Source organism: Alteromonas alvinellae (assembly GCF_902705805.1).
In genome coordinates, this window is record NZ_CACSIH010000110.1 from 15,148 (window position 1) to 32,778 (window position 17,631).

17 protein-coding genes are annotated in these 17,631 nt (G+C 45.9%); all 17 read right to left on the reverse strand.

The features are described 5' to 3' along the window. Positions 1–7: 7 nt before the first annotated feature. The 17 genes from rng to ACX5KA_RS07220 all read right to left on the reverse strand — a co-directional run bounded on the left by rng (position 8) and on the right by ACX5KA_RS07220 (position 17,630). Positions 8–1,474: a ribonuclease G gene (gene rng / locus ACX5KA_RS07140; protein ID WP_458730763.1), complete on the reverse strand. Its 1,467-nt coding sequence runs from the start codon at positions 1,472–1,474 to the stop codon at positions 8–10. Next, entirely contained in the window at positions 1,471–2,061 is a 591-nt protein-coding gene (locus ACX5KA_RS07145; RefSeq protein WP_039236916.1) for a Maf family protein, read from the reverse strand. Before ACX5KA_RS07145 ends, rng begins: the two co-directional genes overlap by 4 nt. Before the next feature lie 36 nt (positions 2,062–2,097). Continuing rightward, on the reverse strand, positions 2,098–2,574 hold the full coding sequence (gene mreD, locus ACX5KA_RS07150) for a rod shape-determining protein MreD (RefSeq protein WP_014978011.1): 477 nt from the start codon (positions 2,572–2,574) through the stop codon (positions 2,098–2,100). Continuing rightward, positions 2,567–3,460 (reverse strand): rod shape-determining protein MreC, encoded by an 894-nt coding sequence (mreC, locus tag ACX5KA_RS07155; protein WP_458730764.1) that lies wholly within the window; start codon positions 3,458–3,460, stop codon positions 2,567–2,569. The genes mreD and mreC overlap by 8 nt, the downstream gene beginning before the upstream one ends. 37 nt (positions 3,461–3,497) lie before the next feature. Further along, on the reverse strand, positions 3,498–4,541 hold the full coding sequence (locus ACX5KA_RS07160; RefSeq protein ID WP_012516782.1) for a rod shape-determining protein: 1,044 nt from the start codon (positions 4,539–4,541) through the stop codon (positions 3,498–3,500). A gap of 355 nt (positions 4,542–4,896) precedes the next feature. Further along, on the reverse strand, positions 4,897–8,619 hold the full coding sequence (locus ACX5KA_RS07165) for a DUF6701 domain-containing protein (RefSeq protein ID WP_458730765.1): 3,723 nt from the start codon (positions 8,617–8,619) through the stop codon (positions 4,897–4,899). Next, positions 8,619–9,107: a hypothetical protein gene (locus ACX5KA_RS07170; RefSeq protein ID WP_039217319.1), complete on the reverse strand. Its 489-nt coding sequence runs from the start codon at positions 9,105–9,107 to the stop codon at positions 8,619–8,621. The genes ACX5KA_RS07165 and ACX5KA_RS07170 overlap by 1 nt, the downstream gene beginning before the upstream one ends. Then, a complete protein-coding gene (locus ACX5KA_RS07175; RefSeq protein ID WP_039217322.1) occupies positions 9,097–9,840 on the reverse strand; it encodes a PulJ/GspJ family protein in 744 nt (247 codons plus the stop codon). The genes ACX5KA_RS07170 and ACX5KA_RS07175 overlap by 11 nt, the downstream gene beginning before the upstream one ends. Then, positions 9,840–10,361 (reverse strand): prepilin-type N-terminal cleavage/methylation domain-containing protein, encoded by a 522-nt coding sequence (locus tag ACX5KA_RS07180; RefSeq protein ID WP_458730766.1) that lies wholly within the window; start codon positions 10,359–10,361, stop codon positions 9,840–9,842. Before ACX5KA_RS07180 ends, ACX5KA_RS07175 begins: the two co-directional genes overlap by 1 nt. Continuing rightward, positions 10,351–10,812: a type II secretion system protein gene (locus ACX5KA_RS07185; protein WP_458730767.1), complete on the reverse strand. Its 462-nt coding sequence runs from the start codon at positions 10,810–10,812 to the stop codon at positions 10,351–10,353. Before ACX5KA_RS07185 ends, ACX5KA_RS07180 begins: the two co-directional genes overlap by 11 nt. A 1-nt stretch (position 10,813) precedes the next feature. Then, positions 10,814–11,314 carry a prepilin-type N-terminal cleavage/methylation domain-containing protein gene (locus tag ACX5KA_RS07190; RefSeq protein WP_039217331.1) on the reverse strand — a complete coding sequence of 167 codons (501 nt, stop codon included), beginning with the start codon at positions 11,312–11,314 and terminating at the stop codon, positions 10,814–10,816. A gap of 22 nt (positions 11,315–11,336) precedes the next feature. Continuing rightward, entirely contained in the window at positions 11,337–11,924 is a 588-nt protein-coding gene (locus ACX5KA_RS07195) for a prepilin-type N-terminal cleavage/methylation domain-containing protein (RefSeq protein WP_039217333.1), read from the reverse strand. Positions 11,925–11,969: 45 nt separating this feature from the next. After that, positions 11,970–12,470, reverse strand: coding sequence for a hypothetical protein (locus ACX5KA_RS07200; protein ID WP_039217337.1), 501 nt, complete (start codon positions 12,468–12,470; stop codon positions 11,970–11,972). 30 nt (positions 12,471–12,500) lie between these two features. Continuing rightward, the gene (locus ACX5KA_RS07205) at positions 12,501–13,736 is read right to left on the reverse strand and encodes a type II secretion system F family protein (RefSeq protein ID WP_039217340.1); all 1,236 of its coding nucleotides are present in this window, start codon (positions 13,734–13,736) and stop codon (positions 12,501–12,503) included. Further along, entirely contained in the window at positions 13,736–15,448 is a 1,713-nt protein-coding gene (locus ACX5KA_RS07210; protein WP_458730768.1) for a GspE/PulE family protein, read from the reverse strand. Before ACX5KA_RS07210 ends, ACX5KA_RS07205 begins: the two co-directional genes overlap by 1 nt. Next, positions 15,448–16,731 (reverse strand): tetratricopeptide repeat protein, encoded by a 1,284-nt coding sequence (locus ACX5KA_RS07215; protein WP_458730769.1) that lies wholly within the window; start codon positions 16,729–16,731, stop codon positions 15,448–15,450. The genes ACX5KA_RS07210 and ACX5KA_RS07215 overlap by 1 nt, the downstream gene beginning before the upstream one ends. Continuing rightward, positions 16,728–17,630, reverse strand: a complete 903-nt coding sequence (locus ACX5KA_RS07220; protein ID WP_458730770.1) for an ExeA family protein — start codon at positions 17,628–17,630, stop codon at positions 16,728–16,730. Before ACX5KA_RS07220 ends, ACX5KA_RS07215 begins: the two co-directional genes overlap by 4 nt. Position 17,631: the final 1 nt, after the last annotated feature.

A 17,631-nucleotide genomic window follows, 5' to 3' on the forward strand; every position in this document is an offset into this window, starting at 1 on the left:
TAATGCATTACATCATGACGACGTCGTACTTATCCTGATTGTACAATGTTTCTGTTTGAACCTTGATTTGTTTAGACACAAATACTTCCAGTTCTGCCAGCATATGAGACTCTTCACCCATTAAGGCTTCTGCCACTTTAGGTGAAGCGTAAACCACAAACTTGTCTGCGTCGTAGGCGCGATTCACCCGTACAATTTCACGCATAATTTCAAAGCAAATGGTTTCAATGGTTTTTACCGTGCCTCGCCCTTTACACACCGGGCATTCTCCGCACAATATATGCTCAATGCTTTCACGGGTGCGCTTACGGGTCATTTCAATTAGCCCTAGCCCAGTAAAACCGTGAATATTTATCTTGGCTCTGTCCTTGTTCGTCGCCACCTCTAATGAGTGTAAGACACGTCGTTTGTGGTCTGGTTCAATCATATCGATGAAGTCGATAAGGATCATCCCGCCCAAATTGCGCAATCTTAACTGACGGGCAATGGCCTGCGTCGCCTCAATATTGGTGTTAAAAATCGTTTCTTCTAAGTTCCGGTGGCCAACAAAAGCGCCCGTATTAATATCGATTGTGGTCATCGCTTCGGTCTGATCAATGATCAAGTAGCCGCCAGATTTTAAATCGACACGGCGTTCCAAGGCTCGCTGCGCCTCATTTTCCACATCGTATAAATCAAAAATAGGTCTATCACCCGGGTAGTATTCGAGCTTGCCGTTCATTTCAGGCACGTACTCTTTGGTGAACTGGTGAAGTTCGTTGAATGATAGTTTCGAGTCGATACGAATTCTGTCGAGCTCTGTACCAACAAAGTCGCGTAGCACTCGTCGTGCTAGCGGTAAGTCTTCATAAAGCACGTTCGACTTACGCTTTTTCATACGCGACTGAATTTTATCCCACAGCCTTCGCAAAAATGCTGCGTCGGACTGCAGTTCGTTTTTGCCCACGCCTTCAGCCGCAGTGCGCAGAATGAAGCCACCGTTTTCATCACAAAACTCTTGCACCAGCGACTTCAAGCGCTCTCTTTCTGCTTCTTCTTCAATGCGTTGAGATACGCCTACGTGAGTTACCGAAGGCATAAATACAAGATAACGGCTGGGGATAGTAATGTCTGTGGTAAGGCGTGCGCCTTTGGTACCGATGGGATCTTTTACCACCTGAACTACTATATCTTGACCGTCTCGCACCAACTCGCGAATGTCTTGCTTTTGAATATGGCTTGCCGAGACTTCTTCAGCAATTTCATTGTGAATGACAATGTCAGATGCATGTAAGAAGGCGGCCTTTTCTAAACCGATATCAACAAATGCTGCCTGCATTCCCGGTAATACACGGCTAACTTTACCGCGATAGATATTGCCAACCAAACCGCGTTTGGTATGACGCTCTACGTGAATTTCTTGCAGTATTCCGTTTTCAATAAGCGCCACCCGTGACTCTGACGGGGTAACGTTAATAAGCAGTTCAGCACTCACGACACAACTCCAAATGCATTAAGTAATTGGCGGGTTTCGTACAGTGGTAGGCCTATTACGGCACTTGCACTGCCGTTAATGGAAACTACAAACTCACCACCAATACCTTGAATAGCGTAACTCCCTGCTTTGTCGGCAGGTTCTCCTGTTTCCCAGTATGCGTCAATTTGCTCATCCGTCAATGCTGCAAAAGTCACAGATGTGGTAATTACTTGAGTCTGTTGCTGAGCGTTATCAAGCACACAAATAGCGGTAAGGACGTCATGAGTTTTACCAGAAAGCATAGTGAGAATGCGCTTAGAATCTGCTTTATCTTCTGGCTTGCCAACACTTTGTCCGTTAAACGATATTAGCGTGTCGCTGGCCAGAATAACCTTGTCGTCGGTCATTGCCTGCTGATCCTCAAGGTATGCCTTCACCGCTTGGGCTTTTTCACTGGCTAGCCTTGCGACAAGCTCCATCGGTGGCTCGTTGTCACGGGGCGACTCGTCAATATCGGCAGGCTGTATTGTATGGGCTATGTTCATTTGCTTGAGCAAAGCGGTGCGTCGTGGAGAGGCTGACGCTAACACTACCGATTTTGTCATTGGCTTACCTTTGGTTTAATCGAGAACGTGTTCGGGTTACGAAATTGAAAACTGTCTGCGCGTGCGTCGAAGCAGCCAAAATACCCACGGCCACAACACCATTGACGTTATCACTGGCCACAGGTAATCGACTTGGAAATAAATATCAGTCAGTAGATGCTGCACCCAAAATGTAAGTAAGTGATATAGCGCCGATAGTAGACCGATAATAATGGCTTGCTGCCATACAGAATAATTACGCAACCGCTGGTAGTTAGCTGCTAAAACGTATACGCATATACTCAACCCAAGGCTATGAATACCTAAGGTTGTGCCTACCAATACATCCATGGCTACGCCCGTTAAGAAGGCTACACCCACATTCACTCTGTGGGGCAACGCCATGCTCCAATATGCTAATACAACCAGCACCCAGTCAGGGCGGTACACATCAACTTGAGTGGGCAGTGGAACAATTTGCAGTACCAGAGCAACTAACAGACTAATCCATATAACGAGGTTACGTTTACGCATCTGAAGATTCTTCCTCGTTTACATCTGGCTTGCTTGCCTTTTCATTAGTGTCTGATTCAGGCTCACCTTCGGCGTCCCATAAAAGCAACAAATGTCGAAGCCTGTCTAAATTAGCTAACGGCGTAGCAATGACACGTGCAAAAGGGCGACTTTCATCTCTCACTACCTGCTTAACGGTGGCGACGGGATAGCCCTCTGGGAAAACCTTACCCAGGCCCGATGAAATAAGCGTATCGCCTTCTTGAATATCTACGCTGTGCGGTACATGCTCAAGGTATAATTCATTTAATGCGCCGCTGCCAGTGGCAATAAAGCGAATATCGTTACGCAACGAACGAACTGGAATGGCGTGCGTAACATCAGCAATAAGAAGTACGCGACTATTGGTAGAGCCTACTTCCATAACTTGGCCCACAACGCCATTGTCATCAATAACTGGCTGAGATAGATAAACCCCATCAATGGCCCCTTTATTGATAACAACCTGCTGGCTATATGGGTTTTTATCTACCGCCATCAGTTCAGCAACCATTTTCTTAGACGCTAGGCGCACGGGGGCTTGCAGCAGTTCGCGAAGCTGCGCATTTTCTTTGGCGATAACCTCAAACTGCTGAAGCTTTTCGCTCATAAGCAACAGCTGGTTATTCAGCTTTTGATTTTCCGCCAGTAACTGTTCTTGAGAGGTAAGGCGCTGGGCACTCTCACTAAGCATCAATCCAGGAAGATTAGCAATATACTGCAGCGGGCTCATTAAAGAGTTGAGGTACACTCGCGTCGATTTAAAGCCATCCATCTTGTGATCTACAAATATCAGAGTGACCGACAGCACAAGGGCCAGCGTAAGTCTGATATTTAAAGAAGGACCGCGAGTAAAAATAGTATCCATGATACAAATAAGGCAACCTTACGGTTGCCTTTCCTGTTTATTCGTAGCTAAACAGGTCGCCACCGTGAAGGTCAATCATGTCGAAAGCCTTACCACCGCCGCGTGCTACACAGGTTAACGGATCATCAGCAATAACTACTGGTATTCCTGTTTCTTCCATGAGTAGCCTATCTAGGTCTTTTAGAAGTGCACCACCGCCGGTGAGCACCATACCGCGTTCAGAGATATCAGAAGCGAGTTCTGGCGGCGACTGTTCTAGTGCCACCATTACAGCAGAAACGATACCTGTTAGCGGCTCTTGAAGGGCTTCAAGTATTTCATTTGAGTTTAGCGTAAACCCGCGAGGTACACCTTCAGCAAGGTTACGACCGCGCACTTCAATTTCGCGTACTTCTTCGCCCGGATATGCAGCACCAATTTCATGCTTGATACGTTCGGCTGTCGCTTCACCTATAAGTGAACCGAAATTACGGCGAATATAGTTAATGATAGCTTCATCGAACTTATCACCACCAATACGCACAGAAGATGAATAAACCACGCCGTTTAGTGAGATGATAGCAACTTCAGTGGTACCACCACCAATATCTACTACCATAGAACCTTGCGCTTCAGATACCGGCAAGCCCGCACCGATGGCCGCAGCCATAGGTTCATCAATAAGAAATACTTCTCGTGCACCAGCGCCAAGCGCTGACTCTTTGATTGCACGGCGCTCTACTTGGGTTGAACCACACGGCACACATACCAGTACACGAGGACTAGGGCGCAAGAAGTTATTGTCATGCACTTGTTTAATAAAGTGCTGAAGCATTTTTTCAGTCACGTAGAAGTCGGCAATAACACCATCTTTCATTGGACGGATGGCGCGAATGTTACCCGGCGTACGACCAAGCATTCGCTTAGCTTCTGCACCCACTGCGGCAACACTTTTAGGGCCTGCAGCGCGTTCTTGACGAATAGCTACTACTGAGGGCTCGTTTAGAACAATACCTTGGTCTTTTACATAAATCAGCGTGTTAGCTGTTCCGAGGTCGATGGACAGATCGTTAGAGAACATGCCTCGAAGCTTTTTAAACATGAAGTGTTTATTCCTGTTCCTGTGTTAACGCGTATTTGCAAAGGTGAGATGGCGACGCTTTAACGTGAAGTCGATATTTATCCGCACACTTTAACAATGGGGGCAATTTTGGGCAAGTAATGGTGTCACTTAGGGCCAAAATAACTACTTTAATAACAAGCAAAATTAGCGTCAGCCCCATATAGGCATAACATATACGCGCTAATCATTTGATTCCTACATTAGAACCATTAATGACCCCGTAAACATTAGAAGGTTCAAAAACAATTAGCTAAATATTCACACCTTTTTACAATGAGAACGCTACTGCTTGCTCTACCTGCAATGTCGTGAATAAAACCGTCAAACTGCCTTACTAGTTATTGATTTGTTCCCGCTTGTAAATGATGTTGTCGTTTCCTCTATAAACACCATAGGTTAGCGTGGCACTAGGCGGGTTGTCGGCTTCACCATCTTCATCCCAATCCCACAGCAACCATGCTTCGGGGGTATAAGTTAACGGATAATTACCCGCCCCATTTGGCGATGATAAGCGCATACCTTCGCCGGTGACGTACGCACCTTCACTTAGGGTTCCGTCTTCAGAAGAAACTAGCTCGCCTGAGACATCATTTATATTAGCGTGAGCAAAGTCTGTGCAGCTATCGTACGTGTTTATGCGCCACGTTTGACCATCCCAGTATTGAGTACGAAGGGGAAGCAATAAGGCTTCATCTGCACCGCCATAGTTGTTAATTAACGTAGCTCGGCCGTAGGCGAAGCTGATCGCATCACCAAAATCGTCAACACAGAAACCCGTGCAAGAAAGCCCATTAAAGTTTGCGCTCTCAATTTGTCCACTATCAGCCACTAGTGCAATAGATGCGTCCATATATGCTCCGTCGAGTGCTGTGCCACCCAAGCGGCTAAATGCTATATCATTGTCAGAAAAGGAAATTTGACCTGTAGCTCCGCTTTGAGGCCATGAGATCGTGTTTGTATTTTCTAAACGGTCTAACAAACTCCCGTCGTGCTCAACCTGTAAACCAAGGCTTGTTAGTTTGTCGAAGCCACCATAGTAGTTCACAGTGCGGCTGCCATTTTGATTAAGGGCAGTAAGAGTAAAGCTAACCTCATTAATCGGTTGGTCAAAATAGTTAAACCCACCACTGGCAGTACATGCCGCAACTACATTTCCGGTTAGTGAAAAGTTAGAGGGCGCAAACCTTCCCACGTTATCGACTTGGCCCAATACCGAGGTGTTGTTCAAGTATGTACTTTGAGCTGCAATAGAAATGACACCCACTTCATCATAATTCACGGCCAAGTTAACTTTACCTTCGTTATCAAAGTTTACACTGGTGGTGCTTAAAGACCCTATTGCCCCCCCTACGGGTAAGGTTTGTTGAGGCGTTAAGATGACACTACCTGAATAGTGTTCGGCTGTGTTGTTATTGGCTAAGTCAGCGAAATTATCTGGTACACCATCATTATTACTATCTTCGCCATCAACCCACTGCACAGTACGAAGACCTAGTACAAAGTTTTCACCCGTGCGCTTCAGCAGTGATCCACTCGCGTTAGTCGCATACCCGTTGGGATTGGTACTAGTGCCACTGTCATTTAAAATATCCATTGCAAAACCGAAAGGGCGAACCGTGAAGATATTTGAAGACCCTGATATTGCCGTCCTGTCAGTAATTGCTCCTGTGAGCGACAATTCACCTGCATCAGGATACTGCAACGTAAACTCAGCGCGAGCGTTTGCATCGAACTGTAGCGCGAATGTTTCAGCTGACAACCCCAGTTGATACGTGTTGCTATCATTAGAAAAGGCCAGCTTGTTCAAGCAATTGCTAGCGCTTGCACAGCTGTAGTTAAGGTCCACATCCACAATTTTGTTTTTTAAGAGTTCCGTATTGCCGCAGGCCTCGACAGCATAAGTTTTACTGTTAAAACCTTGATCAGATGGTTTGCCTGATAGTTGGGTTACGATGGTCGCGTTATTGTCGGTAAGATTCTTAAACACTAAACCATCATCTACAAAATCAATCTTACATCCTTCAATACCTACTTCTTTTCCGCCAATAAAGCAGCGAAGCTGAGATGATGGTGTTTCTCCTAGCGTTGCAAGCTTTGTATCGTTTCCTTTCAGGCTGTCTAGCGCTAACGAAATTTGTCCCGTAAAAGAGACGACATCGTTTCCGCTCCACTGGAAATTGGCGTTATTTTGAGGAGAGAGATTAACCGTTGAAGGTTGAGAATAAATGAGATCGCAATCCACATCTGCGCATGCTTTTAGTGTTATTTGTTTAGCCGCACAGCTACTGCCTTTATTATCAGCTAATTCATAGCGATAGTGATTGAGTACTTCGATAACCTCGCGACCACATATGCCGGGTATATTATTCGGTACTTCGTTCGCGGTTACTTTAAGAGGAGCGGGAATACCTGCCGTTGTTGAAGAAATAGATTCGATCCCTCCGCCGGCATTGAATCGCCCAACAAGGGTTTCATCACTAACATTAGCAAACGTCACCGTGCCTTTAGCAATAACTAGCGCTTTGGGGTTAGAACCATCAATAACTACGTCACCGTCTACATAAATCGCTAGGTAAGCACCATCAGAAACGGTAACGTTGACATTTGCCATAACGAAGCGGGTTGGTTGTCCTACGGGATTAGTGCCAGGGTCGGAAATATAGATGCGTGTAGGGGCTACGACGTTATAGTTGCCCGCTGCCATCAGCACATTCTGCCTGTTGAAGTAGTAATTCCCCGCTAAATTACCGGCGGTTATTTCGGGGCCGCTGTCATCAACGGTAATACTAGGTATTGCTCTGGCTTGTGACTCAGTCAATGAGTCTGTGTTATTCACTGTACAGTCGACACCTGGCTCTCCACATTTAGGATAATCCGCTGTGCCTTTTGTTCCCCCAGCTATTAATTGCGTTGCACTTAAAACGCCGCCGTTTTCATCAATAATGCGGCTATTTGCAGGAAGGTTAATGGCCGAGCCGCCAAATGCTGCTACCGCGCCAGGAAATACCACGTCACAGCTTGGCACCTCACCACTGAACACAAACTCTGATGTCATAGCCAGAATGCTTGCCTCTTCTTCGGCGTGATTACGCTCCGAGTCTAAACTTCGGTCTTCATCAACGCGAAGCCCTAATCTGTTTTTGTTTACTTGGCAGCTACGTAACCAGCCACCGTCTTGGCCGTTGCGACTAATCTTACTTGCAGCAACAAGTGGCGTTTGAGAATAATTGTTCTTAAAATTGTTGCGGAAACAGCCATCACTCCACCCCTGAATAAATACATCTGCAAAGTCTGCCTCCCAGACCACTTCTACACCTTTATCGTCAAAGAACCTGCGATCAAACCCTTCTGTAGTGGCCATGTAAGCAACCGTTTCTGTGCGTGTTACCGGCTCATAATCGGTTTCTGACGCTTCCAAGGCGATATAGTATGAGGGCGCTTCATACTTAGCGGCAATAGTTAAAAATGGCAGTAAATACTCATTAGGAGGCTTTTTCCCGTTTACGTCTACTTGGTTATTCACGGTTTGAATAGAGTGAAAGAAAACCGGCTGTTCACCAAAATCTGTTTGTAACGGAACTTCTGCATATCGCGCATTTTCAGTACCCGGAACCAATGGCCCCGTTGGAATATACCAAGGCGAATTGGTAGAAGCTTGAATAGTAGTAGCATCTAGCTGCATTTTCCCTACCTCAACGATATCGCCGTCAGGAAATTCGTGAATGCCGTAGGCGATAGCCAGGTAATGCCCCCCCATAGTGATGTGGGGGCCATCCTCGCCAGAGGGTTCGAGTGGTAGCGCTTCAAAACCTGTTCTAGTGACGTTGCGAATCTTGACTATAGCAGGGTTACTCCCCTGATTAGTTGAAAGCATAAATACTGCGGGCGGCTCGTCGTACACTTGCGAAAAACTGATGGTTGTCCACTCTGCTTTGTTATAGGTGTTTTGAAGTTCGATAAATCGACCTTCGATTTGGGGAACTGCCAGCGCGGGTAGCGCTGAAATGGACAGCAAAAAAGTCCAAAAGAGTCGAACCAGAGATTTACGGTAAATCATTATTCTTCCTGCCTCACTTCAACAAGAACGCGTTTTGAGGTTTCGAGTTGGCCAGTGCTGCACTGCGCTTCGGCCCCTAACGCATAAACCCTGATTTCACCAGCGGCAACTTCAGGCTCCTCGACCTCGGTCTCCACCTCACAAGATAGCGTAATTACACAATTCTGCACATTAGCAGCATCTATAGTTACTGGTTGAGTAATTACGGCACACGCGGGGTTATTACCGTTAATGAGTCTAGAAATAGCGACTTCCATTCCGCTTTGGGCAGCTAAATAAGCTCGAGCACCGTAATATTCAATGGATTGCTGCCGTATGTTAGATGAAATTTGGTTGGATAAAGCTATACCTAGCCCTAAAAGAACAATGCTTATAATGATCGCAACAATCGTTGTAGAGCCTTTTTGACGAACAAGAGAGCCACGTAATCCAACTGTACGCTTGTCGCTGCGATTAACGTTTAATTGGCGTGTTTTGCTATGGCACATTAGGAAAATGCACCTCATGTACAACCGATATTTGTTCGTCATCACTGCTTTCTAACGTCATTCGTAGCTCAATTAAGCCATTTTGGCGTAAACCCGCGGTGACGACATTCGCGCTCCACGATGTTACGTTTGTTCCAAGCACGCCGGATGTAGCACCCTGTGTTCTAATCAAGCGCTCTCCTTGTGCTGTTGAGGTTCTACACACGGTGACTTGCGCTTCAGGAACAAAGAAGCGTTTCCCTGGGGAAGATTGTGTATTAGGGGCACTGAGTGTGAGATCATACTGATTATCACTAGTCGGCTCGGAAGCGGCATCAGCAATAGCGTCTATTGTTCGCCCGTTATCATTCACGCTCTGCGGATTTGTCGGGTAGATAACAAGAGTATCATTCACGCTCAACTGACTATTGAACACGACTACATGCATGGGATTATTAAACGCGTCGCCCACATAGGTTCCACTTTCTTTGATCGGGTAATAAGAAAGGCACCCTAAACTTGCGTCATATGAAACAGAGTTTGGCACCACATTACGCAGTTCCTTTTCCAGTCGCAAAATGATAAACCGCGCATCTGAAACAAGACGAGTACGCTCCGCGCCGGTTATATAGATTTGTGCACTTAACGAAATCACTTGCGCCACAGATACGCTAATTACACCTAAAATAGTGATCACCAAAATAAGCTCTATAAGTGTAAAACCGCGCTGGCACTGTGCTTTTGGTAGGGACATTAATAGCTCCCTCGATAAGCGCTAAAATTGTAGACTTGGCCGTCTGGAGCGGTAACGGCTATATCAATACGCTTGAAAGTTTGCCCATCAGTTGGCGTACTGTCATCTAAGTCACTGTCGTAATCTACCGTTACCGCAAAACCAAAATTGTTATAGTTTCCACCTACATTACCTACTACGTAGCCGTTGTAGTCGTCAACATCGTCATAGTCGTCTTCACTCGCCTCTTCAGGACCAAGGGTTGTTGAGCAATTTCCTTTGGTATTACAGGTTTCAAAAGGTGGGCTTCGGTCGCTGTTTTCGTCAAACGAACGACTTAAGATATCATTCATTAACGACTGACCTAACTTAGCAGCTTTTACTTGGCGAAATGGCTCAGCCGTTTGTTCAGCTTGAGGCACAATAAGCGACAGCACTATCGTTAAGCTTATAGTGAAGACAACAATACCAATTACTAGCTCTAATAAAGTAAAGCCTTCACTGCGTTTTCTGAAGTTAGGCAACATTGCGCTAGCACGCATAAATTGCCCCTTCGCTTTGCAAACACATAGCAAAGGTACTTATTTGAATTTTGCAGTTAGTTGAGCAAACTATATTGGTTGGTCTACCGAATCCGTCAAACCGAATTTGCGAAAAGCTATCGCCGTTTTCATCCGCAGTTTGAAAAGTAAAGTCAGTGTTAGATGCGTTGACAACCTGATCGGCATCAAAAGCAGTGGAAAGAGGGTTTGCGCAGTTGTGGCCGGCGGGGGGAGCAATAACTGTATTGGTTATTTTTACACAACTGGTGTCTTGAACGTTTTGCATGGCGCGAAGTTGCATATTGCGCACAAGCTGAAGGGTTCTGTCGCGAAGCGCAATGGCTTCTTCGGTGTCGCTGCCAAGAAAGCGAGGGGCGGCGGTTACCGCCAGCACCCCAATAACCAATATGGTTATAATAAGTTCTACTAGTGTAAAACCGTTTTTCTTCACATTACTGGACGCAAGTGTTGACTGTGATTTCAGGACGTTCGCCTGCGGCTGTCGAGTTTGTATACACTACCGTACAACTAGCCGTTGTTGCCGTTGGAGGTGTGTTCAAATAATCCCCAAATCCAGTGTAATATACAAGAATAGAATCTGGGTCAGCAGTAATCAGAGCCGTTGCATACTCAGTCGTATCATAGTCAACGACATTGGTGATATTCGCTGCAACTTCAGCATTTGGGTATCCAAAAACCGTTGTTACAGAAGTTGTGGAATTCAGCACTACTGTACCAGTTGCGCCAGCTTGATCTTGAACTAATGCCTTACCATAAATAATGGATGAAGCAGACTCCAGAGAACCTGCAATACCTTCCAATACAGAGTCACGTGCATCATCTTGAAGGTTCAAAAACTTAGGTGCTGCGGTTACCGCTAGGATACCCAGCAATACAATAACAATGATTAACTCGATTAGGGTAAAACCCTGTTGTGTTGATACTTTTTGCATAATCAAACTTCCTGAGTATTAGTTAAAAAACAGTAACTTGGCCAGTGGCTGGGTTATAAGTAAAACCGTCGTATGTGGTACCGTCAGGTGTGCCGTCTGCTGGAGCTGAACTATTAGGCAACCCCATAGATTCAACTAGGTAGTAAACACAAAGCGTATTTGCGCCGGAGTCATCTAAACGTACCGCGTATCTGAAGTCAGCAACAACCGTATCGTTTGTTGATGTGGTGTTGGTTGGCGCTGACTGTAGAATTAGGTCGAACGTGTTCTTACATTCGACATTGTTAACCGATGAAATGAGCGTATTTCCCGTTGGGCTGCCCGTGGGGTAACCAATGGTACCGTCTACGCCAACCGGCGTTTGGTCGTAGGTAACCAGTGTGCTGTTAGCACCACCGTTGTTACCACTTGGGCGGCCTTCCACTTCCCACTGCGCCCTTACAAGTCCAACTGCGGCAGCAAAACCACCGGCAACACCTTCAACACTGGCTTCGCGAGCTTCGTCAGTAACATCGATAAAACGCGGCAGCGCAGTAGCCGCAAGCAAGCCCAAAATAATTACAACAATGATAAGCTCTATAAGCGTAAAGCCTTGCTGTCTCGTGTTCATACCTTCTCCTAGATTACAAAGTAAGCGCATAACTCCGACGCTTAGTTAACTTTTTCTTTCTCTTACCACACCGCTACCCGCGTTGTAGTCAAACCAAACCTTGTTTTGGATAGAAAATGCACATTGCAAATATCCATTTACGTATTTATCGCTTACCGATACGTTAGACGACATATCAAATTCTCTTAATGTCGCTAACGTGAACAAATATTCACACGCATTGCCTTGGTTCGCTTCAAGCCCTTCAGGCCAACCTTTTGCGTTTACGAATAGCTCCGCGGCTACTGCTTTTTGCTGTTTTTGCCTTATGCCGCCACTGGCATCAAAGTCAATTTCGTATATCAAAACTTTTGACTGCTTGGTCTTTATCCACTGTGCCCTAGCCAACATAACAACCCGTTGAAACTGAGCCACTGCGTTTTCTTTGTTAACTTTTTCAGCTTCTTCTATTATCGGCGTTGCGTGATAAACATACGTAGCAGCCACAACGGCAAGCAGCAAACCAATCACAATAAAGTTAAATAACCCTGCTTTAGTGCTAGCCACGTTTTACCCCATTAAAATGGCGCGAAACCCTTACCCGCCTTTTACCGCCGACATCATGTTCCACATTGGTGTAAAGATGCCGAGCGCCAGTATTAATACCATTACCGCTACAAAACCTATCAAAATAGGCTCAATTTTGGCCGTTAGGCTCTTAAGGTCGAAATCAACTTCACGTTCGTAATAGTCTGCGCTTTCTTCCAAAAGCGGCTCCAATCTACCGGTTTCCTCACCCACAGCTATCATCTGTAGTACAAGTGTAGAAAACAGTTCACTATTTTTCGAAACTCTCAGCAAACTCTCGCCTTTTTCTATGCCCTGACGCATTTCTTTAATGCGCATCTGCATATGAGCGTTATCTACGGCATCTGCGGTTAACGATAAGCCCGCGGTTAACGGCACACCTGCGCGCAAGATCATAGAAAAACTTCGGCTATATCTTGAAAGTAATGATCGCTCAATAATACTGCCCACAACAGGCAACTTTAGTTTAAATTTGTCCCATTTAAGTCGTCCATTAGTCGAATTAACGTATTGTTTAGCCGAAAAAATTATTCCAATTAATACGATTAAGATTAACCACCAATAGTTAACAAAGAAATTTGACGTGCCTATTAGCACGCGAGTCATGATGGGTAGTTCTGTGTCGAAACGCTCAAACATTTGAGTAAAAACGGGCACAACGAAAAGGTTTAAAATAAACATGGCAATAGCGAGCGCTATTAGGACAAACGTGGGGTATCGCAATGCCGATTTAATGCGCTTTCGCGTTTCTTGTTCACGCTCAAAATAAAGCGCCAGTTGCAAGAAAACATCGTCTAATTTACCGGTATTCTCTCCCACAACAACGACTGAGATAGTCAAGCGGGTAAAGATTTTTTCGTACTTGGTCATGGCGGAAGACAGGCTTCTACCCTGCTCAAGCTGGTCAGCGATATCTTTTAAAATTTCTTGAAAGCGCTTGTGTGAAGCATTTTCGCTTAATCCTCTTATTGCACGAATAATAGGAATACCGGCTTTTAACAACGAGTACATTTGGCGAGAAAAGATGATCATTTCATCCAGTCCCACTTTAGGCTCAAAGAGACTCCCTATGGCAAAGCCATCATTAGCTTTCTCGCCACTTGCCTTTTTAGTCTCTTGTATAGAAGTCGGTACGATGTTTTTAGACAGTAGTGCCTGCGCAGCGGCTTGTGCTGACGCTGCCTCAATAACCCCTTTTTGAGGGCCGCCTTGAGTCGATTTACCTGCATAAGTAAACTGAGGCATTAGTGATTCACCACCTCAGGAACAAACTCGGCGACTTTGAAGACCTCATCTAATGAGGTTTTGCCTTCAGCTGCATAATCAAGAGCCATATGAGAAAGTGGAACAAAGTCTTTGTTGGCCTTTGTCGCGTTAACAAACCCCTGCGTATCGTTATCTCGCAGCGCTTCCATCATGTCTTCGTTCATTTCCAAGAACTCAAAAACACCGATACGCCCTTTGTAACCTGTATGGTTACAGCTATTGCAACCTCTCCCTTTATAAAACGCTGCATTTGCTAGCTCTGGTTTTAAGAAACCTACCCATGCCTGCTCTTGCGCACTCGGTGGTCGCTCTTCTTTGCAGTTTTCACAAACCCGACGTACAAGACGCTGAGCCAAAACGCCACGTAGTGAGGTGGCAACGAGGTAGGGCGCTGCGCCCATATCGATAAGACGTATGGCACTGGTGACCGAGTCGTTTGTGTGAAGTGTACTTAGTACCAAGTGACCGGTTAGTGCGCCTCTGAGCCCTATCTCTACGGTTTCTTGGTCGCGCATCTCCCCCACCATGATAATGTCTGGGTCTTGACGTAACGTAGTACGCAAAATTGCAGCGAAATCGAGGCCTATTTTGGCATTCACTTGCACCTGGTTAATACGCGGTAGTCGATATTCGATAGGGTCTTCAGCGGTAATGATTTTTAAATCGGGTTTATTAAGTTCGCTTAGCGCGCCATAAAGCGTGGTGGTTTTACCTGACCCCGTAGGCCCGGTTACCAATATCATACCGTGGGGCCGGTTTATGGCGGCGCGAAATTTTTCAGCCATTGCATCAGGCATACCCGTTTGGTCTAACGTCAAAAGACCTGCGGATTGGTCTAATAAACGCATAACCACCGCTTCACCGTTAGCAACAGGCATAGTAGACACACGAACATCAAGCGTGTGCCCTTTCACTTTTATATTAAAACGCCCATCTTGGGGAATACGCTTTTCTGATATGTCCAAACCTGACATAAGCTTTAGTCTGAGCACCAGTGCCGAGGCTATTTTCACCTGGTTTAGCGTGTTTTCTTGCAATACACCGTCTACACGCTGCCTGATTCGCAGGATATTTTCATCCGGCTCGATATGTATATCAGAAGCTCGAACCTGAACAGCATCTTCAAATATAGAGTGAAGTAACTTAACCACTGTTGCATCAGAGGTTGTATCGTCGAGTGCAGAAAGCTCAAAGTCTGCTTCGTCTGCGTATTCTTCACCTAGCTTTTCCGCAAACGACGCAATGTCTTGCGTACGTCGATACACGGTATCAAAAGCTTCAAGAATTTGGTTTTCCTGCACAATCGCCAGTTCGATGTTACGAGGGGCCACTAGCGGCCCTAGCTGGTCTAGCCCGCCTAAGTCTGTTGGGTCGCTCATTCCTAGCAACACTTCATCATCGTCAGCTTCGAGCACCAAAGCACGATAGCGTCTTGCATAGGTTTCAGGGATAAGCTGCGCCTGCTCTGGATCTATTCGGCGCTGTGTTATGTCCAAAAACGGAATATTGAGCTGCTGCGCAAGGAAGCGCAGAAGTTGAGGCTCACTGATAAACCCTAGGTCAATAAGCGTATCACCTAGTTTACGTCCAGATGAACGCTGAGCCGAAAGTGCATTATCAAGCTGCTCGCTGGTGATAATATTTTCATGAACCAATAAGTCGCCGAGGCGCATCTTTAATCGAGGACGCATTAAGGTTGCTCCTGTAAATCATTTAGGCGTGAAGTGGCATATTGCGATGACGAAGAAGAGAGACCGCCTATCGAAAGCGCTCTAGAATAAGAAGAAATGGCCAAGCGCTTGTCTGCCAATGCATCGTAATTAACCCCGAGTGCCAGCCACCACTTTGCGTTGTTCGGTTGTAATGAGGTCATGGCGCTAAACGCCGAGATTGCTTGCTCTGGTTTGTTGATGGTTTGCGCAGAGGTCCCCTTCAAAATAAGATAATCAATACGTTTTTCAGCCAACGCCTTTACATCTAAGCCATCTGGCATCAGGTTTAGGGCTTCTTCGAAACGGTTTTCTTGCACTAAAATCTTGGCCATTAATTCTCGCCAAACCAGAGACTCTGGCCACATCACAACGCCTTCTGAAAGCACCTGTAACGCTTGTAGATTATTATTCTGCCCGAAATAAAGCGCGGCTAATTGTTTGCGAGCCTCGATGTTTTGTGGATAGGTAGACAGTGCAAGAGTAAAGCTTTTCTGGGCTTCGTCGAAAATGCCAAAATTATAGGCTTTTAGCCCCGCTTCCAAGTGAATAGCGCTTTGCTGCTGAGGTGATTTAGGTGCGATTTCCACCACTGGCTGGCGTGAGATTATGCTGCTTGACTCTGACGCGCTTGCGTCGTCATTTTCCTCTACGCTTATCTTATTGTCCGTCTGTGTGTGTGTACTTTTTTGAGTGGAGCGCAAGGCTGCCACTTCTGTCGAGCCTGCTTTTTTTGTCTCACCTATTGTCGTTTCGGCTGCAGTTGCCCCTCCATTTGACTTGGTATTTGAGTTTAAGCTTGAAGAGTTAGCAGTTTGCATACGCTGCCGATATTCTGCCTCATCGTCGATTGCAGTCTCGTCAATACTATTAAATACAATCTCGGCAACATCTGACGGCGTATTTTGATAAGCCATATCTTGCTCAGACAACGGCGTAGACTTCATGCCTTCTAACTGTTGCTCGGCACTACCGACATCTTGCTTGGAAGTACTTTCACTGCTAGTTGTGATGAACTCATTTTGCATTGAGCTTGCTGCTGTATTCGGTACATCGCCTTTTGTAACAGTATCAGCTCTCTTACTATCCACAGTCTCAGTCATACCGCTCAAAACCAGCCAAATAACTAGCCCTATTACAATGAGCGAAATGAGCGCTTTTGGCCAAAGCGAGCGATTTTCGACGTGAACTGTAGGCGGCAAGCCAAAATCTTCGGTCTGATTTCGCTCATCCAGAGATTTCAAAGTGTCGTTTAAAATGCTCATAAGCCCGGCGCTCCGTAAAGGTGCAGCGCACTCGCGACAGCAACCGCAGCTATGGATAAAATAACTATGCTTTGTCGGGGAACAAGCCTTCGCTTGCAGTCATCAGTGTCGAACACTGCATTTATTGTATGCTGCCAACTCGCAGCGCTTTTACCCTGACCGTAGGCTCGAAGAAGAATTTTGTGGCAAACAATGTTGACCAGCCGTGGGGTCCCTCGAGTGACTAATGCGATAAAAGCGCGTAGACCTTTAGGAATTAATTGCTCGCTGCCTCCGGCTGTTGTCAGTCTGTGCCCTATGTAATAGTCCACTTCTGCCGAGGTCATAGTGCGCAGCGTATACGAAAAACTAATGCGCTGACGGATTTGTCTAACTTTTGGATTTGATAAGTTAGCGTCTAATTCGGGCTGCCCGAACAGGACAATTTGAAGTAGCTTGCTTTTTTCTGTTTCTAAATTGCTAAACAAGCGCAGCATTTCAAGGGCATCCCAGCTTAATGATTGCGCTTCATCGATAATTAATACCGCTTGCCGACCCTCTTTTTTTAGCGCCAACAGCTTGGTCTCAATAGCGCTGTGTAACCCCTGCGCCGCCACATCGTTACTGATATCAATCCCTAATTCATTAGCAAATGCTATACGAAGTTCATCCGGCGTTAGGTAGGGGTTAGGCAAGTAACAGGCGACAAATTTATCGGAAAGGTGGTTTATCAGTTTGCGGCACAACAGGGTTTTGCCCGTACCTACTTCACCGGTCACTTTAATAAAGCCTTCAGACATACTTAGCGCAGACAAAATGACTTTTAACGCTTCGTTATGCGGTGCCAGCGCACAAAAGAAATCCGTGTTCGGCGTGAGCAAAAACGGCATTTCTGTGAAGTGATAAAAGCCCTGATACATA